Source organism: Chryseobacterium rhizoplanae (genome assembly GCF_900182655.1).
Taxonomy (GTDB): domain Bacteria; phylum Bacteroidota; class Bacteroidia; order Flavobacteriales; family Weeksellaceae; genus Chryseobacterium; species Chryseobacterium rhizoplanae.
Genome location: NZ_FXTC01000014.1, coordinates 84381 through 104853, shown reverse-complemented (window position 1 = coordinate 104853; position 20473 = coordinate 84381). Strand labels below are relative to the sequence as shown.

The window sequence follows — 20473 nt, the reverse complement described above, 5'->3', positions numbered from 1 at the left end:
TACAGTCATTTATATCTCACTAATAAAAGAAAAAAATTTTTGTATATTTAAAACATCTGTGTATTTTAGATAAAAATATTAACATGATTTTTGACAAACTAATTAACCACCTAAAACTAGATAAACAGGAATTTATTTTCCAGTTCAACTCACATCCCAATTATCCATCTGCGTTGGCTTTCAGTGACACGCTTAACTTTATGGGGGTGAAAAATGATGCTTATGAACTTGACAAAGAATATTGGGATGAACTTCCGGAAGAATTTATTGCCATTGTTGAAAATTCATTTTCTCTCGTAAAAAAGTCAGGTAGCAATTATTCAGTATACTCAGAAAAAGCAAAAACCTTCGGTAAAGAAGAACTTTATACCAAATCAACTGATTTTGTACTATTATTTGAAAAAACCGAAAATGCAGAAAATAAACTGGCCTTCAATTTCAAACCGGTTCTTTATTTAATTTTTGCCGCTGTTCTTGTTTACTCATTGATAAGCCAATCCATTTATGAAGCCTTATTCAATCTTCTTTCTTTGGCTGGAGTTTATATTTCACTGGAAATCTTCAATCAGAAATTCGGAAATACATCTACTGTAATCGGAAGTATCTGCGGTGGCGGAAGTGCTGCTGCCAGCCAGACAGCCAACTCATGTGATAAAATTATAAAGCAGGATAAGACCAGTATTCTGGGTTTAAAGTTTGCAGACTTTTCTCTGATCTATTTTGCAGGACTTGCAGTGCTGGGATTATTTTTACCGGCTACAGCTTATATTGTAAAAGGATTTACCTTTGTTTCTGTCCTTGCCATAGGGTATTCTCTATACATTCAGGCTTTTGTAGAAAAAACGTTTTGCAGAGTTTGCCTTTTGATTATTTCAATCCTTGTTGCACAGATAGTAGTAAGCAGTTTATTTTTTGAGAACCTTTCTTTCAGTGTGGGAACACTTTTATTAACTGGTATTCTATGGGCTCTGGTATTCTCTGCTGTTATTTATTTTAATACTCTTCTTGAGCAAAAAGAGGCTCTTCAAAAGTCTAATGCAAAAAACCTTAGATTCAAAAGAAATTATGAGCTTTTCAAAAATCAGATGGAACAGAATCCAAAAATCGAATTCCAGAATACTGAAACTTTTGCTGTTGGAAAAAATGACGCTAAACTTCGCATTTCTATCGTTTCCAATCCATATTGTGGTTTCTGTAAAGATGCTCATAAACTGGCAGAAGGTCTTTTGGAAAAATATCCTGATAATATCTCTTTACAAATGAGATTTAATTACAGCCCTGAAAGAGCTCCTGAAAAGTATACTCAACTTATTTCAGACTTAACTCATATCTATTATAACAAGCCTGAAAAAGAGTTTCTACACGCTGTAGAAGAATGGTTTGAAACTAAGGACGAAAGTAAAATCAATGCTCTTTCCGGAGGAAATGTAACATCGGAAAACCTGAGTCCGCTAGTTGAGATGTCTATTGAAAACAGTAACGCAGGATTAAACTTCACCCCTATTTTTATCATCAACGGATACCAATTCCCTGACAAGTATGATCGTGAAGATATTTTGTTCTTTATTGATGAATTAATAGAAGATGATGAGATTTAGTAAATAAATATTATTCATTTGAAAATTTCACTATCTTAGGAAAAACAAAAACCACATCTGACAAGATGTAAAAAGAGTAGAAAAACAGTGACCATGGGACTATTTCCGGTTTACCATTTCATTGAAATATAATTGAATTAAAGTAAATGTCGTCACCCGTTGACGGCATTTTATAATGACTAGTAATTTTGAAAAAAAAGTTTCCTTTTTATAAGCAACCAGATACCAAAGACTGCGGCCCTACATGTCTCAGGATCGTAAGTAAGTATTATGGTAAAAGTATATCCCTGCAGCAGATCCGTAACCTTTCCGAAACAACACGTGAAGGAAGCAGCCTTCTTGGACTAAGCGATGCAGCAGAAAACCTCGGATTCCGGTCAATGGGAGTCCAGATTGATTTCAATACCCTTACAGAAGAGGTTCCTTTCCCTTGTATAGCACACTGGAATAAAAACCATTTTGTTGTGGTATACAAAATTGACAAAAATAATAAAGTATATATTTCGGATCCCAGTTATGGGCTGATCACTTATACAAGAGAAGAGTTTATCAAATCCTGGATCGGAGAAAATGCAAACGAAAATACAGAAGAAGGAATTGTTCTGATTCTTGAAACAACTCCTGCATTTTTCCAGACAGAATTTGATGCTGAAGAAAGTAAGGCCAGTTTTACGTTTCTTTCTAAGTATCTCCTTAAATATAAAACACTTGTCATCCAGCTGGCCATAGGGCTTCTGGGAGGAAGTTTATTATCCCTTATATTCCCGTTTCTTACCCAAAGTATTGTAGACGTGGGTATCCAGAACCAGGATATTAATTTTATCTATGTAGTTTTACTTGCACAGATTATGCTGTTCCTCGGAAGAATGGGAATAGAAACCATACGAAGCTGGATTCTTCTCCATCTTTCAGCAAGGATTAATATTTCCATCATCTCCGATTTCTTCATCAAACTTATGAGGCTTCCTATAAGCTTCTTTGATACAAGGATGACAGGAGACATCATGCAGAGAATCAATGACCACCACAGAATCGAACAGCTGCTTACCAGCTCATCGTTAAATACCTTATTTTCCCTGGTGAATCTTATCATCTTCAGTATTGTATTGCTGTTTTATGATTACAGATTATTCATTGTATACCTTGTTGGAGCGGTATTGTATATTGGCTGGATCAGTTTCTTCCTGAAAAAAAGAAAAGAACTTGATTACAAAAGGTTCTCACAGGTCTCTCAGGAACAAAGTAAAGTGATTGAGCTTATCAACGGTATGCAGGAAATCAAAATGCATAATGCTGAAAAACAAAAACGGTGGGACTGGGAATTTCTTCAGGTAAAACTGTTTAAAATCAGAATAAAATCTCTTTCATTAGAGCAATGGCAGTCTGTTGGAGGGAACTTTATCAACCAGATGAAAGATATTCTGGTAAGTTTCCTTTCTGCAAAACTGGTTTTAAGCGGTAACCTTACTTTAGGGATGATGCTTTCTGTACAATATATCATTGGACAGCTGAACAGCCCTCTTCTTCAGCTTATCGACTTTATCAAGCAGACTCAGGATGCTAAGATTTCCCTTGAAAGATTAGGAGAGATTCATGATAAAGATGATGAGGAAGATAAAAATGAGCAGTACGTTACAGATGTTCCAAAGAAAGACATCGAGATCAGAGATATGTCATTCCGCTATATTGGTTCTGATGTTCCGGTTTTTGAGAATTTAAGCCTTACAATTCCTTATCAGCAGACTACAGCTATTGTGGGAGCCAGTGGAAGTGGAAAAACAACCCTGTTGAAACTGTTAATGAAGTTTTATGACCCTGATCAGGGTGAAATCAGAATCGGAAGCACCAATATGAAGAATATTTCGCCAAGATACTGGAGAGATCATTGCGGAGTGGTAATGCAGGAAGGCTATGTATTCAACGATACTATTGCCAATAACATTGCTGTAGGTGAAGATCATATTGACAAACAGAAACTGAGACGTGCTGTAGAAATAGCGAATATCAAAGAATTTATTGAAAGTCTCCCATTAAGTTATAATACGAAAATCGGAAATGAAGGTGTTGGAGTCAGCGGTGGTCAGAAACAGAGACTCTTCATTGCAAGAGCCGTTTATAAATCTCCTGAATATATTTTGTTTGATGAAGCTACATCAGCACTGGATGCCAATAACGAGAAAGTGATCATGGAAAACCTTGAACAGTTCTTCAAAGGAAAAACAGCGGTAGTTATTGCCCACAGACTTTCTACAGTAAGACATGCGGATAAAATCATTGTGCTGGATCAGGGGAAAGTTGTAGAAGAAGGCAGTCATGCAGACCTTGTAGATTTAAGAGGAGAATATTACAGGCTTGTAAGAAACCAGCTTGAATTAGGAAGCTAGTAAACCTATAGCGTAACCGAAAAGCTTATAGAGTAGGAAAAACAAAAACTAATTTTAATCATGAAAAATCTAAAAAAACTTTCGAGAAAAGATCTGGCATTTGTCAGCGGAGGTGTAGTTATTCCGGACAACAATTGTTGTGGTTCCTGGTGTCTTGGCAGCTGGATGCCATGCCGTGTCCATCATATTGCATGTCCACCGGATGCAGATACTTCACCACCATCGTGGTACGACGGGAATTGCCCATTTGGTTAAATTATATTCCCCCTGAAATATTGGGGGAAATTTTATCTTAGAAAAATGAAAGAAGACGTTTTAGACAATATTGAACTCCGCTCAGAAAGCGTACAGGATATTCTTACCCAGCCTCCTCATTGGATGATACGCTGGGGAAATACCGTTATATTTATTATTCTCCTGTTGATTCTCTTAATGAGTTACATTATAAAATATCCGGAGTTTGTACCGGCACCTATTATTGTAACTTCACAGAATCCTCCGGAGAAGATCGAAGCAAGGACAAGTTCCAAAATTGAAAAAATATTCATAAAAGACCACCAGGAAGTTAAAAAGAATGATGTTCTGATGGTCATGCAGTCTGCGGCCAATTATAAGGACATTCTAGAGCTTAAAAAGCTGATAGACTCCATTACTCCTGATAATTTATATAACTTCCCTCTTGCCCAGGCTTCAAGGTTCAAATTGGGAGAATTACAGGGCGAATACAACAGTTTTGCAAAAGCATTTCAGGATGAAGCCCTTTTTACAAGATTACAACCTTATGCTCCGGAAAACCTGGCAGCCAATCAGAGTATTTCTGAATACCGCGTAAGAATAGCTACCTTAAAACAACAGAAAAACCTGGAGTCTATAAAATATGATCTGACCAAGAAAAACTTCAACAGGTCTCAGGAACTTTTCAATCAGGGAGTTATTTCAGCTATGGAACTTGAAAATGAAAAGATCAAATATCTTCAGGCCCAGCAAAATCTTGAAAATCTTAACATCACCATTTCACAAATGGATGAGGGTATTTCCAATCTTAACAAAACTAAAAGCGGAACCGCAATTAACACAGAAAAAGACAGAATTACATACTCTTCACAAACTTTACAGCTCCTGGAGCAACTGAGAAAATCTTTAAAACAGTGGGAACTGAATTACCTTGTCATATCATCTACGGATGGTATTGCCAGCTTCCAGCAATTTTTTGGTGAAAATCAGTTTGTAAAAGTGGGTGAACCTATCCTTTCTATCCTTCCTAAAAATAAAGAGCAGCTGGTAGGCAGAATGTCTGTTCCTACAACCAACTCAGGAAAAATAATTCCTGGTGAAAAAGTATTGATTAAACTTGACAACTACCGATTCCAGGAGTACGGAATCATCGAAGGAAAAGTACAGAATATCTCTCTTATTCCTGATGATAAAGGTAACTATTACGTAGATGTTATTTTGCCAAAAGGATTAAAAACCAGCTATAACAAAACGCTTACATTCGATAAAGAACTCAGAGGCAGCGCAGAGATCGTAACGCAAGATCTCCGATTGATTGAAAGATTCTTCTATCAAATCAGAAAGCTTCTTGGATACCAGGTCTGATAAAGAATTTAGATAAAAAAATAAAAGCCGTTGTACAGATTGTAGAACGGCTTTTTTTAATGGTTTTTTTAGATTAGTTACACTTTCAACATATCCAATTAGTAAAGTTCATTGATTACAGCTTTTACAGGCAAAAGCGGATCTAAGATCATAAATAAACAGATCTATCAAAAAAAGCCTGTAAGAAAGCGAATACAAGGGAAATAATAACCTTCTATCTTAAAAACATTTCGATAAAGAGTAGGATAAGCTCAAAAGCCGGATCATTCCCTTAATTTTCTATTGAAAGATGATAATGAAAAAATTGGGAGAAAATAAAAAGATAGATTTTCAGTTATTCTAAAAAATGAAAACCGCAATCATTAAATCAATGATTGCGGTTTTTTGTAGCGAAGACGGGAATTGAACCCGTGACCTCAGGGTTATGAATCCTGCGCTCTAACCAACTGAGCTACCTCGCCGTTTTGGTGGTGCAAATATAGAAAATATTTCTTTACCTCCAAAATTATTTTACCTTAAAATATTCCAAAACATCTCCCACATGATCTGGTTTGTTGATAATCTTATTGTTAGCATCTAAAATAAAATACGTCGGAGTTGCATGAATATTGTACATATCCGTATAACTACTGTTCCATCCTCTCAATTCCGAGTCATTCACCCAAGGAAATGCAGCAATCTTTTTAGTATAAGAATTTTTGTCAACATCTAAAGAAAACCCTACAACCTGAATATTCTTTGATTTCAGTTCATTGTATTTTTCCAGAAGTTTCGGTAGTTCACTTTCACAGTGTGAGCATGTGGATGACCAAAACACAATAACCTTTTTATCAGCCTTTATATCGTATAACGACTTCGCGGTAGTATTTACAGGTGACTGGAACTTATAGTTAGGGAAAGCAGCTCCCATTTCAATGTTGGCATTCGATTTTAGTGTAGAAGCAAGTCTGTCGTTGATGGTACACTTAAGATTTTTGGCAAGTGACAAATATTTGCTCTTGTACTCATCCATCTCATATACATCAAAAATATCGATCAGTTCTGATAAAACAGTCTGCCCTCTTGGAGTTTCCACTTTTAATCGGTCTAAAAGTTTATCAACAGAAGCAGTAACATTGGTATTTCCTCCGGAGTTCAGATAGGATACCAATATTGGTCTTAATAATGATGACGTCTCCAGCATATCATTTGACTTGTCCAGAAAGTTGATTATTTCCTCCTGATCTACTTTTTTGGTAGCATCTTGTGAAGGGGAAACAAATTTACTGTAATTCGTATTATAATAGGTAATAAATGGATGTTGAGCGGCATCAATAGAGCTGGAAGTACCGGAAAGTCTGTCGATCTCTATTTTCAGTGCTTTTCCAAAGTCCGTATTGTCTTTATAATATTCTTTGATCTGTGCTAAAGCCGGCAAAATAAGCTCTTTCTTTTGGGAACCTTCCTGCTGCTTACTCATCAGGTTATTCGCTTCATCCAGATAGGCAACATCTTTAACTTTATTATTCTGGATATCCAGTTTAATGTTGACATTTTTATTTTCAGAAATAAAGCTTACGGTATTATTAGAGCCCGGGAAATAGACTTTCATCATTCCCATATAGCTGCTTGGGTATTTAAAAGTCCATGCACTATTCTTACCCTGTTCCTTAGTAACAATGATATCTTTTGAACCGTTTAATGTATATAGAATAGCGTCCTGATCTTTAAAGTCTGCCGGAGTCTGAATGGTCACTGTAAACTGAGCCTGCAGAGCAAATGCGGCTAAAACCGCAGAGAGCGTATAAATCTTTTTCATAGAGTAAAAATAAAAAAACTCTCTGATTAATCAGAGAGTTTAATATTATTTTAATAAAATTTTATGCTTTTACGCTCTTGTACTTTTTCGTAAAGTAAACAATAAATGCAATTGCTACAATACCAAGTATATATACGTACATATCAATGGGTGCAGGTGCTCCGGTACCATTTCCTCCATTTCCACTTCCTGTTGGGGCTGCTTGTGGTTGTGGTGGAGCAGCATTTACTAGAGATACAACAATCAGGAAAAATGCCAATACTAGTTTATTAATAGTTTTTTTCATCGTAGTTTATTTTAAGATTTTAGTGTTAACAGTTTCTCCTTTGTCAGAAACGATTTTTACAACATATGAATTTTTAACTGAGCCATCTAGCTCGATTACAAAATCTCTTGATGTTTCAACCGCTTTTTTAGAGATTACCAATTTACCGCTCATATCATAAACCTGGATGTCTGCTTTTTTCCATTTTGGATCAAATCTGACAATATAATTTGTAATAGATGGATCATAAACAACAAGTGTTCTTGATGCAGTAGCAGCTTTATTTTCTACTGCTAAAGTAATATTACTTGGTTCTCCATAATACAAATTAGCTTCCTCATTTGTTACCGCTACAACATCTCCTTGTTTAGCTTCTATTAAGTTTCCGTTTTCGGCTTTATAATAGAACCCGATTCCTGAAGATAACTGGTGTGCACCAGCCGGGATTAGCGCTGCATTTTCTCTGATCTCGAATTTATAAGATTTCACCTGATCAAGGTAATAGTTAACTAACTTAACATTTTTCCCCTGGAAGTTATTCTCATTAGCTTCGTTAATATATAACCAATAGTTAGTATTATTATTATCATACCCACCATTCAAAGATTCTTCAAAAGTACCGATGATATTTTTACCAGCTGAAGACTGAACTGAAGTTGCTGCAGAAATCTGGTGCCCTGTTGTTAATCCTGGAGAAACAACATAGTATGTTCTGGAAAGTTCTTTTCCATTAGCATCAAGACCGATTACACCAAGCTGTTTTACAGTATTGGTTGTATTCTTACCAGTAGACATTTTAGCTGCTGTTACATCGTAGTTGACACCTGCTGTTCTTGCAGTTGATTTGAATCTTCTCAGTGTATTAAAATTTAAAGTCTGAGCCGTATTGTCTCTTAACTTTATTTTAAATGACTGCATAGGTTTGATTACAAGTAAGTCTACGTCACCAATAGCTGGAGCTACTCCGTCACCTGTAGGTAAGAAAGTAACAACTTTAGAAGCTGTAGCATAAGTAGAACCACTTGGAAGAGTAACGATGGTACCTGGGTCATATTCAATACCCCAGATATTTCTCACTGCATTTCCGTCAGATCCAGTAACACTTTCAGTATATCCGATGTTAGCTAAATCTAAATTGGTAAGGAAAGGGTTTCCGAATTGATAGAAATTTTGCCCGAATGTTCCGGACCATGGGTTTGTAGTAAACTCAAAACTGTCATCAAGATAAGTATTGTACTTCTCATTGTACTGGTTTAGAGCATTACCATTAGTTCCGAACACAACATTGGATGCTCCTACGTTAGATTTCCCTGCGTTCTGTAATGTTACAGCACCCGCATATGGAGCATATGGTTTCCCGTTGATGTTGAATACGTTTCCTGATGCAGGAGCACTTGGATTCCAGTCGTTATTTTTAACCTTAAGCATATAATAACCTGAAGCATCCCAAGTAGTCGAGGTAGGAGCTAGATTCAAGGTAGTAATAGAAACAGCATTAGCATTATCCCACTTAAGAATTGGATTGTCATATCTTCCAGTATTGAAAGTTTTACCAACTTCAGTGGATAATGAATTATAAGCTTTACCAGAGAAAGGCAAAGCAACTTGCTGGAAATAATTACCGCTACCGTTACTTGTAGTTCTGTATTCTTTGGTTACAATACCTGAAATATTGGATTGGGATAGTCCGTCAATGTACAGCTGACCATACGTGGAAGTAGCAAAAGAACCAGGAGTATTAAGCCTTAAGATGATATTTCCACCGTCAGTTTTATCAGCTCCGGCAGCATCTATTGTCTTAAAACTATCTGTAGCAGATCCTACAACCATAACATTTCCATGTACATCCAAAAGACCATTACCTTTTGTCTGTACACCTCCACCGCTATAAACTAGGGTGCCTTCGCTCACATACATATTAGCATTAGTGTCAACATGACATAGTATCTGCGCCTGAACAGAGTAACTAATTGCTAAAAGACCTATAGCAAATAAACTTTTTCTCATTGTATAAATTATTTGTGTGTTAATACAATCTTCACCCGCAAAGGTATTATTATTTTTCTTAAAAAAAAAATATTTTATCTATTAATCAAAACATTATCTTCCGTCAAGACGATCTCTTTGTCCTCTCCTATTGAAAACATATAGTCTTCTAGAACTTTTTCGGTGGTACCTCTCAACCCTCTTGCGCCTAATCCTTTTTCAATAGTTTCCTCTACGATTTTTTCAATTGCACCATCTGTTATTACCAAATCTGTACCATCCATCTTGAAAAGCTCCACAAATTGATTCACAATTGAATTTTTTGGCTCTTTCATAATTCTTACCAGCGTCTCTTTCGTGAGTTTATCGAGGTAAGTGATGATTGGAAATCTTCCCAAAAGTTCCGGAATTAATCCGAAAGTACGAAGATCAATTGCATTAATATTTGTTAATATATACTCGTCTTCGTCTGTTTTATTGATTTTCTCAGAACTGAACCCTATCGCCTGCTTGTTCATTCTTCTTTCGATAATCTCTTTAATCCCGTCAAAAGCACCACCGGCAATAAACAGGATATTCTGAGTATTGACCTGGATATATTTCTGATCCGGATGTTTTCTTCCCCCCTGCGGCGGAACATTGACGATACTTCCTTCCAGCAGTTTCAGTAATCCCTGCTGTACTCCTTCTCCGGAAACGTCTCTGGTAATACTTGGATTGTCTGATTTTCTTGCAATTTTATCAATCTCATCAATGAAAACAATTCCTTTCTCCGCTTTTTCCACATCATAATCTGCTACCATCAAAAGTCTGGACAGAATACTTTCAACGTCTTCTCCTACATATCCTGCTTCCGTTAAAATAGTAGCATCTACGATACAGAAAGGAACATTCAGTTCTCTGGCGATAGTTTTTGCCAGAAGAGTTTTACCTGTTCCTGTCTCCCCAATCATAATGATGTTCGACTTTTCAAGTTCCACTTCTCTGTTTTCATCCTGAGCGTGGAGTAATCTCTTATAATGATTATATACAGCTATAGAAAGCTGCTTCTTTGCCTGATCCTGCCCGATCACATACTGATCAAGAAATTCTTTGATCTCTTTCGGCTTTTTAAGTTCAGCCATACTGTCGGCAGGTGAATATCCTGTTTTGGATGCACCATCTTTTACAATAGCGTGTGCCTGCTCTATACAATTTTCACAAATAAAACCATTCTGGCCAGAAATCAGCATCTGTACTTCATTTCTTTTTCTGCCACAGAAAGAACATTGGTTGGAATTCATATGATATAATATATATGTATATGTTAAAGAAAATCGTAAAAAATTACTTTTTTACGATTTTCTGATTGTTAAGAATTAATAATTGAGTTTTGAATCTCTGTATATTCTTCGTTCGTTAATTTTAATCTTTCATTTCTAAAATTCATGTCTTCCATCTTGTTTAAAGGAATCAGATGGATGTGTGCATGAGGAACTTCTAGCCCTACTACCGCTACTCCTACTCTTACACATGGAACTGCAGTTTTGATCTTCTTGGCTACCTCTTGGGCAAATCCCCAAAGGTTTTTGTATTCTTCACTTTCAAGATCAAAAATCAAATCCACTTCTTTTTTCGGAACTACTAACGTATGTCCTTTCACCAGAGGCATTGCATCTAAGAATGCAATAAAGTCTTCATTTTCTGCAATCTTATAAGAGGGAATCTCGCCATTGATGATCTTTGTGAATATAGTGCTCATTTTATCAGAAGTTAGGGTTAGATATTTAGAAGTTTAGAAATAGAAACTGTATCAGACTATAAAGAAATGTCTAATACTTCAAAAGACAGTTTGTTTCCGTTCGGTAAAGTAATTTCGGCAGTTTCGCCAACAGCTTTCCCCAACAGACCTTTTGCGATAGGCGTGTTTACAGAAATTCTCCCTGTCTTCAGGTCACTTTCGTTATCCGGTACCAATGTAAATACCTGCTCTTGCTTGGTAGCATTATTTTTAAGTTTCACTGTTGTCAAGATGGAAACTTTTGAAGTATCTAATTGGCTTTCGTCTATAATTTTAGAAGTAGAGATAACGTCTTTCAGCTTAGAAATTCTCATTTCAAGCATCCCCTGAGCCTCTTTAGCCGCATCGTACTCTGCATTTTCAGACAAATCTCCTTTGTCTCTTGCTTCCGCGATCTGCTGAGTGATTTTTGGTCTCTCTACAGTTTCCAACTGTTCCAGCTCAGCTTTCATTTTCTCTAGGCCCTCCTTAGTTACATAGCTTGCCATAATTTTCAAAATTTAGTTTTAGTATAAAAAAATAATCCGACATTTGCCGGACAATGTTTTCGTGTTGTAATCGTTTAATTTTTACAAATATATAAAAATTTAAATTGAAATGAAAAAAACTTTTTCAATCATATCTATTTTCAGCTTATTGATTTTCAGTAACTTAACTATAAACTCTTGTGGAAGCAGAGAAGATACCGTGAGCTGTTTCCCGAATAACCCTATTAATGTATCTCTTAATCTAAACCTGCCTGCTTACTATGCTTTGAACAATATTAACGGCTGGATTTACGTGAATGAACAGCAATCCGGAACAAGAGGGCTGATTATTGTGCGAACGGCAAGCGGATTTAAAGTATACGACAGAAATGCGCCTCATATATGCCCTGATAACAATACAACCCTTGAAGTAAAGGACAATATTGCTATTATTTGCCCGCAGGACAACACAAGATGGATCTTAAGTACGGGACAGCCAGAAGCCGGAGCCAAAACATCTCTGCCGCCTAAAACCTACCCTTATAGCTATGATGTACCAAGTAAAACTTTAAATGTTTATTATTAGAATATAAAATGAAGATCGTTATACAAAGAGTCTCTGAAGCCAGTGTAAAAGTAGACGGAAAAATTGTTGGTGAAATCGGGAAAGGATTAATGCTGCTGGTAGGTGTGGATGAAAATGATGAAAAAACAGATGCAGAATGGCTTGTACAGAAGGTTTTAAACCTAAGAATCTTTAGAGATGAAGAAGGTAAGCTTAATCTTTCTGTGAAGGACATTTCAGGGGAAATCCTTTGCATCAGCCAGTTTACATTGATTGCTGATTACAAAAAAGGCAATCGCCCATCTTTCATAAAAGCAGCAAAGCCTGATAAAGCGATCCCTCTTTTTGATTATTTTAAAGAAGAAATGGCCCAATCCGGATTAAAAACAGAAAGCGGAATTTTCGGGGCGGATATGAAAGTATCTCTGATCAATGATGGACCAGTCACTATTGTAATGGACTCAGTTACCAAAAACTAAGTATAGAAGATGAGTAATAAAAATATAGTCATTACTTATCTGGCAGTGACTTTAGTTTTTCTGTTTGGAATAATTTTAAGCCTTAATAATTATAGCTTCGCCGGATATTACATTGATAAAATAATTAACTGGCTCTGGCTGTTGATGACCATTTTTATCATTGTCAGGTTTTGGAAGAAAAAAGTGATTAAAGTATATTTTGGTCTTTTGATCTCAGGGATCATTCTTAGCATTTTACCCATGATGATTCCATTTTTTGGAATTCTTCATTATTTCTCCACCATTGGCTGTGAGCAAAGAATTCAACTGGATGATACTTACAGAATAGAAAGAGGTCGTCCGGGAGCACTTTACAAACCGCTTATTACGATTTACAAGAAAGAAGGCATTTTTGAAAAACAAATCTCAATAATTCCTTATTCAGACATTATAGAAAAAACAGTACAGCCATCTAAGGAGACTTATTTAGATGATAAAAGACTTCCAATCCAGGAAGCAAAACTCATTAATGCCAATCAGGACAGTATTGGTATTGAATACCGGATACTGAATAAGCAGAAAGTAATCTACCATAAGAACAAATTAAACTGGTTTGATGATCTTTAAAAATTAAAACCTATGCCTCAACAAAACCATTCAGCGATCCTGAATGGTTTTTTGTAATCATGCAAGATATATTTTCCAAACCTCAACGTTTTTTGAAACCTGTGAGCTTTATTATGAAGAATTGATGAAAGTCTTCTACATAAGGAAGAAATAAGAAATAAAAAAATAAATTCACAAAAATGTGATTTGTTTTTATTTTATTATTATTTTTGGTATAAATCAAAACTGATTTACAACCATTTAACAAAATCGCATGAAAACAAAAATCAACCTTTTCGCATTGTTTGCGTTCTGTTCTTCCCTGTCTTTTGGTCAGGAAAGCCAGCCCAAACTGAATCAGGATCAAAATTCCATCATCTATGTATGCTTTTCAAAGGGCATTAATTCAGAAAAAACAGCATTCAGCAGAAATGCTGATCTGGAGAGATTTTCAAGAGAAAATAAAATTTCATTCAAATACGATCTGGATTTTACAGACGGCAAGCTTGATGAAATGGCCAGAAACAGCAAAGCCATCGGAAATTCCTCAGAATCTGTAGAGAAACTGAAAAGAATTTATAAGGCTGATCTGCCTCTTCAAAATGAAGAAACCACTCAGAAAATCATTCACAACCTTGAAAGGTTCCCTGAAATAGAATATGTATCTGTGATGAGTGCAACTCCTATTGAACCTCCTTTAGTTAACGCTTTTGTAGCAACACCTGATCTGGAAAGCATCCAGACCTATCTGAATGACAATCCGGGAATCAATGCAAAATATGCATGGTCAAGAGGAATCACGGGACAGAATATTCGGGTAAGGGATGTAGAATACGGTTTTTACAAAACGCATGAGATGCTTACCAACCAAAACTCTATACAGCTTGAACCGGGATATTCTCCGAATGCAGGATTAGCTAATAATAACTACCGTGACCACGGAACTGCAGTGGTGAGTATTTTAGGTTCAATAAAAGATAACATCGGGCTTACGGGTGCTGCCTACAGTACTTCTGAAATAAAAGGATATATGGAATGGACTACTGTGGGATACAACAGAGCTTCTGCCGTGAGCAGGTCTATTAATGCTTCCCAGGCAGGCGATATTATTCTGTATGAAATGCAGACCGGAGGAAAAGACGGCCAATATTGTCCTGCAGAGTATGACAATGTAATCTGGGATCTTACGAAAGCAGCTACTGATTCAGGAATTATTGTCATCGCAGCTGCGGGTAACGGAAATCAGAATCTGGATGATCCGTTTTACGCAACTTATCTTGCCAGAGGAAATAGCGGAGCTATTATTGTAGGAGCGGGATCTCCTAATACTACCCATTCAAAATTAAGTTTCAGTACTTATGGAAACAGAGTGGACGTTCAGGGTTGGGGAAGCAGTGTTCTTGCTGCGGGCTATGGTTCTTATGCCAAATATGACAATGATAACAACAGAACTTATAATTATTTCAGCGGTACAAGTTCTGCAACGCCTGTAGTATCGTCTGCAGCTATTTTAATTCAGTCTTTCTATCGCCAGACTACAGGTCAGAACCTGACACCGTCTGCGATGAAAAACCTTTTAATTTCTACGGGAATTCCTCAGGGAGGTACTGTAACGGGTCAGAAAATCGGGCCTCTTCCTAATGTAAAAAATGCGATACTGCAATTGGAAAGTAAATTTGCAACCCCTGTAAAAACATTATCTCCGCTGGAGGTTAAAATTTACCCTAATCCATCCAGCAGTAGTATTGCGATTCAAAGTACAGAAAACAAAAAACTGGATTTTGAAATCATCAATCTTCAGGGGCGTACAGTAATCAAAAGTTCTGTTTTGTCTGATGAAAAAATTGATATTTCACAGCTCCCAACGGGTCAATATATCATCAATATCAATGAAGGCCAAAGAAGAGTTGTTGAAAAATTCACAAAACTTTAAAAAGATTTTTATACATTTTACTTCACATCAAACCCTCTTTCAGACTACTGGAAGAGGGTTTTTAATATTAATTTTTATCCGGTTATTGCGCTGGAACGCTGCTGAAATTCAGGGCTACTTTAATGTTCATGTCTGAAGAGGTTTGATTCTTCAGTTCATAGACTGTTCTTACCGTCAATCCTGAGCTTTTTACAATTTCATCCAAGAATCCGGTATCATTCAGGTCCAGATTTAAGCTGGAAGAGTTGGTCGATATATTGGAGCGTGATGCGATCAGTCTTTCTCCAGTTCCGTTGGATGAAACGTATATTTTAACGGTTTTGAATGCACTCAGATTTCCTCCTGATGGGGATGCAACAGAAATTTTAGCATCTGAAATTCTTACGTCTTTAATCTTTGCATTATTATTTCCTCCGAACCATGTCTGTACATTGGTAGCCGTTGCAGTGGAAGAAACTTCTTTATCTGCAGGAACCCCTGTAGAGACTAAAACATTAGTGGTGTATGGAAATGTATTCTGAACCAGCGACTGTACGGTTCCGCAACTTACAAGTACAGCTGAGGCGGCCATTGCTGTTAGAACTATATTTTTCATAATTTTAAATTTTTAAACTTAGAGTTTAGTTTGCAGAAATTGTACCAAATTGATTTGAACTTATTCCACACTTATAGTAAAACTTCCTTTGGTATTTCCTGAAGCCATATTACTTTTACCGATAATCAGCCATACTTCACCTTTCCCGGGAGTATCGTAAGTAATTTCTCTTCCGAAAGGCCCGTCGTAGTCTCCATTAGGAAGTTTGATCTGATTGAAACGGATATTGAAATCTTTCTCTTTGGTTGAAATTTTTGCTTTGATATTCGGGCGGTCGTAATGGGTCAGCTTTAAAATAAGTTCCTGATCATCTTTTTTAAATTCTTCTCCCAACGTGAAAGGAAGCTGGGTAGCATCAGCTATTCTAATGATCTGCCCTTCTTTTTCAGTTCTCATTACGCCTTTTCGCAGAACTTCTTTCGTGGCAGGAGCATTGTTAATGATTGAATCTCTTTCTTTCAATGCTACAGAATCTGCTTTTACCACAGAATCCGGCATTTCTGTAACCACTGTAGAATCCTTATCCTGAACGCTTGTCACGGCAGGTTCTTTTTTACATGAAATAATAATCAATGGAATCAACAATAAGCTTTTTTTCATAATAATTAAGTTTAAGAATGTACCAACATAGCATTCTGGTGAGTTCTATTAAATGCTAAAACTGTTCCAATCCGTTTAACGATTTATTTTTCCAGCTTCAATTTTTTATCATTATTTGTTTCAACCCATTTAAATGTAAAATACATAAAGTTGAGCATAATTCCCATCAAAACAGTGACACCCCACGTCTTGGTATATTCCAGCGGATAGATAAACCGTACCACAATATCAGAGAACAGGCCGAAAGGATTATTAAGCACATCCCAGCTGTTCCATCTTAAAAATCTTCCAAGATAGACTCCAAAACTGCTCATGAAAAGAAAGAATATAATGACTGCGTTGATACCGTTTCTTTTACCATATTCGGAAAGGCTTTTTTCAATATCGTTAAGACTTATAAAACCACAGATCAGTCCCGTCCATGCATAGGAAAGAATGACAATCAGGTCATACCAGATCGGTACTGAATTTCTCGCTCTCAGATGAAAGAGATCTGTAAGAATATAGGGTGAATTGGGGAAGAACAAAATCCAGACGATAATAATAAAGATGAGTGATATTTTACTTTTGATATTAAAGGCAAAAATAAAAGAACTTAGTAATAAAGGAATCCATGCCAGAAAAAGATTCCAGTTGAGAAACAGAAACACTTTTGTATCACTGATATAGTATCTGAAAGCAGAGAGGCTGAAACAGAATACAGTCATCAATATCAGGAGCATATTGATTTTAAACCTTGAAGACGCAACGAGCTTTTTCATGATGGATTATTGAATGGTTTGATAGTAGATAATCTTTGAAAGGAATGTTTTTGAGGTTTCACTTTTCACTTTCGTCTGCAAAGTCTTTTTAAGTTTCTGATCATTTTTTCCGTCCGCATATTTCAACAGGGCTTTTTCGCTGAAATTAACAGAAGTTAAATGATAGTTGACGGCAAAATCTTTTCTTTTCATATTCTGTGAAGTGATGAAACCTCCCCAATTGAAGTAACTGCACACTAAAATGGTCCCATAAAAATACCAAACCATTGTATTGACAAGAAATATGTTTCTTTTTTTCTTTTGAATTTTAATAAAAGTCAAAGCAAGACCTACTATTGATAAAATAAGGAAGGCAAAAACGCCCAATCTTTTATAAGTAAATGCATAATTCACGATATACTCATAATTTTTAACAGCAGCTGATATGACAAGCATAACATTGAGGAAAATCCAGATTTTGGCTAAGATTTTCAGTAATCCCGCTTTCGGATCAAAATTAAATCCGGATTTAAAGTAAAACATGATAACCAGGATAGCCATTATAATAGACATGATGACGGCATTTACTCTTTCATGGGTTTCTTCGGAAAGCTGAACAGGTGTTTTTACGGCTTCATAAAACTGTTCATAATTGTAAGTAATAATAAAGAAGATCAGTAAAATATTAAGCAAGATAAAGGATATGACTCCACTCATTCTTTCGGCACTCAGATCAAGGAAAGAATAGGCAGCCTTCGGTATCCGGGAATCTTGTTGAAAATCATTATCCAAAAAATGATTGTTTTTGTAGATGAGTTTTTCCACAGCATAGTTCCAGTAATTAAAAGCAATAAAAAAACCTAATACAAAGAGGCAGAACGCCTGCCATAGATTAATATCCAATTCATAATCTGTGAAAAAGGCAGCAAAATGATCACTTCCGGCAGAATAAATCCCAAAGAAAATGGAGACCAGAACCAACGGAATTAAAATGAAAGCAAACGTTTTTTGCCATAATCCAGGAATATTCTTTTTGGGCAGCCATTCATCAAAACTGAAAAAACGGCAGAATGAAGTGCAGCAGTTTATAATAAAAACCGGAATCAAAAATAGAATTTTCAATCTCCTGTTTTTCGATTTATATCCCAACAAAAGGAGAGAACTTACCATCGCAATAAAGGAAGGAAAATCTCCATACCATGCAAATGCTATACTGGATAAAATGCTTGTTGCAAAAAGAATATACAGGGTTTTGGTTTTATTTTTCTCAGAAGTTTTAAACAGGGTTAATCCGGCATAAATGATTCCCAGAATTCCAAGGTTCAAGCCAATATCCTGATCGTAGAAGACAATGACAAACAGGATGGCGGTAAGAAATATATAGTGATGTGTTTTCATGATAATTAAAATTCTAAAAGATTGAAAGAATTAAATTTTGAGAACCTCGTCAATCCATGTGAACTGCGTGAATTTTATTTTTCTTCATGGTAATTCAATTTAATGAAGAACGATAGTTTCTTTCTGTTGAATAAAGTCCATTACATGTTCATACTTCTGACTCAGCAGCCCTTCAAAATCCCAATGATGGAAAGCACGCATATTCTGACCTTTTTTATAGGCTTTGATATAAATTTTCGCATATTCAGGCAGAATAACCGTTCCTAAAACAATTGCGGCCAAAAGATGCGCATTGAGCTTCCCGTTTCCTAAAAGAAGGTACTGCATGGCGATTTCATCCTCAAAGTTGGTTCCACAGCCGGTGATCAGATGGTGTACATCATGGTTTTCCATTTTGGGGATCATTGAAAACCCATGCTTCCTGTAGAATTCACCCAGCTTTCTTCCCAGAGAGTCTTCCTGAAATTCCAGCAGCTGTTTTTCATTGAACTGCCATTGTCTTTTTTTCTTTTTAAAGTATTTTCTGTATAATTTCTGAGTTTTATCGTACACAAAAAGCAGAAACTGAACGCGTATTTTTTTCATAGTGTATTTATTTTAATGTAGACTATTAAGTCCTATAGCTGTATAAAAAATTGCAATGGGTATATTGATCAAAAGGATACCAATGGCTATCATACATTCTTTGAATTTTGATGTATTTATAACACCATATGTCAAAAACCCCAGTATGCATAATAAGTTGACCGGAACTCCAAAAATGATTAACAAGTAGCCTGCTCCAGCAAACCAATCATCCTTTGTAACGAGTGCTCCTAAAAGGCAAAGAGTTCCCACTGAAAAAAACACTCCGAATATAGCCCTGCCTAGATCTATTATTTCTGAATCTTTCATCGTTATTTAGATTTAGTAAGTAATCGTAATTTAGCTTCCGGCAAACGGACTTCCGAAAATCCCTACCGCCAGTTCGATCCAGATCAGTGCAAGAGCCAGCAAAATGAAAATGCAGATCAAAACTTTCTGACTTTGTTTTTTGATTTTGTTCCTGACCAGATTGATCGAAAAAGCTGTTGTAAAGAGTAAAGCTCCTGCTATCAGAAAATCTGAAGCTGACCAGTTTACTTCTTTAGAAAATAGATTTCCCAGCAATGGAAAACACAGTAAAACCAATGGAAGGGCATAAATTGTCACTGTTTTTTGTTTTTGTGTTATCATTTTATTTAAATTTTAAATTATAAAGTACTTTGTAATTCAAAGTTAATTTTCAAAAAAATTTAGGACTATCGTCCCAGTAGTTTTTCAAGAGCATCCAAATGTTCTGTAAACGCCTGCCGACCATTTTGCGTAACACGGTAAGATGTCTTGGGCTTTTTCCCGACAAATTCTTTTTTCACCTCAATATATCCTGCTTTCTCCAACGCATTGCTGTGGCTGGCCAGATTTCCATCTGTAATTCCAAGCAAGCCTTTCATTTCTGAAAAATCAACCCAGTCGTTGACCATAAGAACGGACATGATGCCCAGTCTTACACGGCTTTCGAATTCTTTATTGAGCTGATTTATTTTAATCATTTTATTTTAGCTTAATTATTCTGAACAGCTGACGCTGATTATTTTCTTTAGATCTATCCAAAATAGAATCACGGTTATTCAATTTCCTTTCTTTAAAAAATCGGTGCAAAAATAAGGATTAAAAATTTCC

The 20473-nt window shown here is 36.0% G+C and carries 22 protein-coding genes and 1 tRNA gene; 8 read left to right on the top strand and 15 right to left on the bottom strand.

Features of this window, described 5'->3' with window-relative positions:
• The first annotated feature begins 83 nt into the window (after positions 1 to 83).
• The 4 genes from FN817_RS21715 (at position 84) to FN817_RS21700 (ending at position 5581) form a co-directional block, all read left to right on the top strand.
• Positions 84 to 1598, top strand: a complete 1515-nt coding sequence (locus FN817_RS21715; RefSeq protein WP_142719742.1) for a thioredoxin domain-containing protein — start codon at positions 84 to 86, stop codon at positions 1596 to 1598.
• 188 nt (positions 1599 to 1786) lie between these two features.
• Complete coding sequence (locus FN817_RS21710; protein ID WP_142719741.1) at positions 1787 to 3982, top strand: peptidase domain-containing ABC transporter; 2196 nt, start codon at positions 1787 to 1789, stop codon at positions 3980 to 3982.
• 60 nt (positions 3983 to 4042) lie between these two features.
• The gene (locus FN817_RS21705) at positions 4043 to 4237 is read left to right on the top strand and encodes a hypothetical protein (protein ID WP_142719740.1); all 195 of its coding nucleotides are present in this window, start codon (positions 4043 to 4045) and stop codon (positions 4235 to 4237) included.
• Between the two features lie 45 nt (positions 4238 to 4282).
• A complete protein-coding gene (locus tag FN817_RS21700; protein WP_047420137.1) occupies positions 4283 to 5581 on the top strand; it encodes an HlyD family secretion protein in 1299 nt (432 codons plus the stop codon).
• A 387-nt stretch (positions 5582 to 5968) separates the two neighbouring features.
• Here the strand turns inward: FN817_RS21700 and FN817_RS21695 are convergent.
• The 7 genes from FN817_RS21695 to greA all read right to left on the bottom strand — a co-directional run bounded on the left by FN817_RS21695 (position 5969) and on the right by greA (position 11898).
• A tRNA-Met gene (locus FN817_RS21695) sits at positions 5969 to 6042 on the bottom strand.
• A 44-nt stretch (positions 6043 to 6086) separates the two neighbouring features.
• A complete protein-coding gene (locus FN817_RS21690; protein ID WP_142719739.1) occupies positions 6087 to 7379 on the bottom strand; it encodes a TlpA family protein disulfide reductase in 1293 nt (430 codons plus the stop codon).
• 61 nt (positions 7380 to 7440) lie between these two features.
• Positions 7441 to 7665 carry a signal peptidase gene (locus tag FN817_RS21685; RefSeq protein ID WP_142719738.1) on the bottom strand — a complete coding sequence of 75 codons (225 nt, stop codon included), beginning with the start codon at positions 7663 to 7665 and terminating at the stop codon, positions 7441 to 7443.
• A gap of 6 nt (positions 7666 to 7671) precedes the next feature.
• Positions 7672 to 9651, bottom strand: a complete 1980-nt coding sequence (locus tag FN817_RS21680) for a T9SS type A sorting domain-containing protein (protein ID WP_142719737.1) — start codon at positions 9649 to 9651, stop codon at positions 7672 to 7674.
• Between the two features lie 74 nt (positions 9652 to 9725).
• A complete protein-coding gene (gene clpX / locus FN817_RS21675; protein WP_047420145.1) occupies positions 9726 to 10913 on the bottom strand; it encodes an ATP-dependent Clp protease ATP-binding subunit ClpX in 1188 nt (395 codons plus the stop codon).
• A 68-nt stretch (positions 10914 to 10981) separates the two neighbouring features.
• Positions 10982 to 11371: an HIT family protein gene (locus tag FN817_RS21670; protein WP_065401058.1), complete on the bottom strand. Its 390-nt coding sequence runs from the start codon at positions 11369 to 11371 to the stop codon at positions 10982 to 10984.
• A 56-nt stretch (positions 11372 to 11427) separates the two neighbouring features.
• Positions 11428 to 11898 (bottom strand): transcription elongation factor GreA, encoded by a 471-nt coding sequence (gene greA / locus FN817_RS21665; RefSeq protein ID WP_047420150.1) that lies wholly within the window; start codon positions 11896 to 11898, stop codon positions 11428 to 11430.
• A gap of 109 nt (positions 11899 to 12007) precedes the next feature.
• On the opposite strand from greA, the gene FN817_RS21660 reads away from it, so the two are divergent.
• The 4 genes from FN817_RS21660 to FN817_RS21645 all read left to right on the top strand — a co-directional run bounded on the left by FN817_RS21660 (position 12008) and on the right by FN817_RS21645 (position 15439).
• On the top strand, positions 12008 to 12463 hold the full coding sequence (locus FN817_RS21660) for a hypothetical protein (RefSeq protein WP_142719736.1): 456 nt from the start codon (positions 12008 to 12010) through the stop codon (positions 12461 to 12463).
• A gap of 8 nt (positions 12464 to 12471) precedes the next feature.
• Positions 12472 to 12921 carry a D-aminoacyl-tRNA deacylase gene (dtd, locus tag FN817_RS21655; protein ID WP_142719735.1) on the top strand — a complete coding sequence of 150 codons (450 nt, stop codon included), beginning with the start codon at positions 12472 to 12474 and terminating at the stop codon, positions 12919 to 12921.
• A 9-nt stretch (positions 12922 to 12930) separates the two neighbouring features.
• Positions 12931 to 13527 carry a hypothetical protein gene (locus FN817_RS21650; protein ID WP_142719734.1) on the top strand — a complete coding sequence of 199 codons (597 nt, stop codon included), beginning with the start codon at positions 12931 to 12933 and terminating at the stop codon, positions 13525 to 13527.
• A gap of 253 nt (positions 13528 to 13780) precedes the next feature.
• The gene (locus FN817_RS21645) at positions 13781 to 15439 is read left to right on the top strand and encodes a S8 family peptidase (protein ID WP_142719733.1); all 1659 of its coding nucleotides are present in this window, start codon (positions 13781 to 13783) and stop codon (positions 15437 to 15439) included.
• An 82-nt stretch (positions 15440 to 15521) separates the two neighbouring features.
• Here FN817_RS21645 and FN817_RS21640 read toward each other — a convergent pair whose 3' ends face one another.
• From FN817_RS21640 to FN817_RS21605, 8 genes are all read right to left on the bottom strand, one after another.
• Complete coding sequence (locus tag FN817_RS21640; protein ID WP_137905297.1) at positions 15522 to 16034, bottom strand: hypothetical protein; 513 nt, start codon at positions 16032 to 16034, stop codon at positions 15522 to 15524.
• Positions 16035 to 16094: 60 nt separating this feature from the next.
• Positions 16095 to 16634, bottom strand: coding sequence for a hypothetical protein (locus FN817_RS21635; protein ID WP_142719732.1), 540 nt, complete (start codon positions 16632 to 16634; stop codon positions 16095 to 16097).
• An 83-nt stretch (positions 16635 to 16717) separates the two neighbouring features.
• The gene (locus FN817_RS21630) at positions 16718 to 17395 is read right to left on the bottom strand and encodes a DUF1361 domain-containing protein (protein WP_142719731.1); all 678 of its coding nucleotides are present in this window, start codon (positions 17393 to 17395) and stop codon (positions 16718 to 16720) included.
• A 6-nt stretch (positions 17396 to 17401) separates the two neighbouring features.
• Positions 17402 to 18772, bottom strand: coding sequence for a DUF4153 domain-containing protein (locus tag FN817_RS21625; protein WP_142719730.1), 1371 nt, complete (start codon positions 18770 to 18772; stop codon positions 17402 to 17404).
• Positions 18773 to 18871: 99 nt separating this feature from the next.
• Positions 18872 to 19357, bottom strand: a complete 486-nt coding sequence (locus tag FN817_RS21620) for a Coq4 family protein (protein ID WP_047420167.1) — start codon at positions 19355 to 19357, stop codon at positions 18872 to 18874.
• 12 nt (positions 19358 to 19369) lie between these two features.
• A complete protein-coding gene (locus tag FN817_RS21615; protein ID WP_142719729.1) occupies positions 19370 to 19666 on the bottom strand; it encodes a hypothetical protein in 297 nt (98 codons plus the stop codon).
• 30 nt (positions 19667 to 19696) lie between these two features.
• Positions 19697 to 19987, bottom strand: coding sequence for a hypothetical protein (locus FN817_RS21610; RefSeq protein WP_142719728.1), 291 nt, complete (start codon positions 19985 to 19987; stop codon positions 19697 to 19699).
• 65 nt (positions 19988 to 20052) lie between these two features.
• Positions 20053 to 20343: a winged helix-turn-helix domain-containing protein gene (locus FN817_RS21605; RefSeq protein WP_047420173.1), complete on the bottom strand. Its 291-nt coding sequence runs from the start codon at positions 20341 to 20343 to the stop codon at positions 20053 to 20055.
• Positions 20344 to 20473: the final 130 nt, after the last annotated feature.

Coding starts and splice junctions, on each gene's coding strand:
- FN817_RS21635 (WP_142719732.1), bottom strand. CDS start 16,634: ATGAAAAAAAGCTTATTGTTGATTCCATTGATTATTATTTCATGTAAA.
- FN817_RS21645 (WP_142719733.1), top strand. CDS start 13,781: ATGAAAACAAAAATCAACCTTTTCGCATTGTTTGCGTTCTGTTCTTCC.
- FN817_RS21640 (WP_137905297.1), bottom strand. CDS start 16,034: ATGAAAAATATAGTTCTAACAGCAATGGCCGCCTCAGCTGTACTTGTA.
- FN817_RS21605 (WP_047420173.1), bottom strand. CDS start 20,343: ATGATTAAAATAAATCAGCTCAATAAAGAATTCGAAAGCCGTGTAAGA.
- FN817_RS21610 (WP_142719728.1), bottom strand. CDS start 19,987: ATGATAACACAAAAACAAAAAACAGTGACAATTTATGCCCTTCCATTG.
- FN817_RS21650 (WP_142719734.1), top strand. CDS start 12,931: ATGAGTAATAAAAATATAGTCATTACTTATCTGGCAGTGACTTTAGTT.
- FN817_RS21700 (WP_047420137.1), top strand. CDS start 4,283: ATGAAAGAAGACGTTTTAGACAATATTGAACTCCGCTCAGAAAGCGTA.
- FN817_RS21705 (WP_142719740.1), top strand. CDS start 4,043: ATGAAAAATCTAAAAAAACTTTCGAGAAAAGATCTGGCATTTGTCAGC.
- FN817_RS21670 (WP_065401058.1), bottom strand. CDS start 11,371: ATGAGCACTATATTCACAAAGATCATCAATGGCGAGATTCCCTCTTAT.
- FN817_RS21690 (WP_142719739.1), bottom strand. CDS start 7,379: ATGAAAAAGATTTATACGCTCTCTGCGGTTTTAGCCGCATTTGCTCTG.
- FN817_RS21625 (WP_142719730.1), bottom strand. CDS start 18,772: ATGAAAACACATCACTATATATTTCTTACCGCCATCCTGTTTGTCATT.
- greA (WP_047420150.1), bottom strand. CDS start 11,898: ATGGCAAGCTATGTAACTAAGGAGGGCCTAGAGAAAATGAAAGCTGAG.
- FN817_RS21685 (WP_142719738.1), bottom strand. CDS start 7,665: ATGAAAAAAACTATTAATAAACTAGTATTGGCATTTTTCCTGATTGTT.
- FN817_RS21615 (WP_142719729.1), bottom strand. CDS start 19,666: ATGAAAGATTCAGAAATAATAGATCTAGGCAGGGCTATATTCGGAGTG.
- clpX (WP_047420145.1), bottom strand. CDS start 10,913: ATGAATTCCAACCAATGTTCTTTCTGTGGCAGAAAAAGAAATGAAGTA.
- dtd (WP_142719735.1), top strand. CDS start 12,472: ATGAAGATCGTTATACAAAGAGTCTCTGAAGCCAGTGTAAAAGTAGAC.
- FN817_RS21660 (WP_142719736.1), top strand. CDS start 12,008: ATGAAAAAAACTTTTTCAATCATATCTATTTTCAGCTTATTGATTTTC.
- FN817_RS21680 (WP_142719737.1), bottom strand. CDS start 9,651: ATGAGAAAAAGTTTATTTGCTATAGGTCTTTTAGCAATTAGTTACTCT.
- FN817_RS21715 (WP_142719742.1), top strand. CDS start 84: ATGATTTTTGACAAACTAATTAACCACCTAAAACTAGATAAACAGGAA.
- FN817_RS21630 (WP_142719731.1), bottom strand. CDS start 17,395: ATGAAAAAGCTCGTTGCGTCTTCAAGGTTTAAAATCAATATGCTCCTG.
- FN817_RS21620 (WP_047420167.1), bottom strand. CDS start 19,357: ATGAAAAAAATACGCGTTCAGTTTCTGCTTTTTGTGTACGATAAAACT.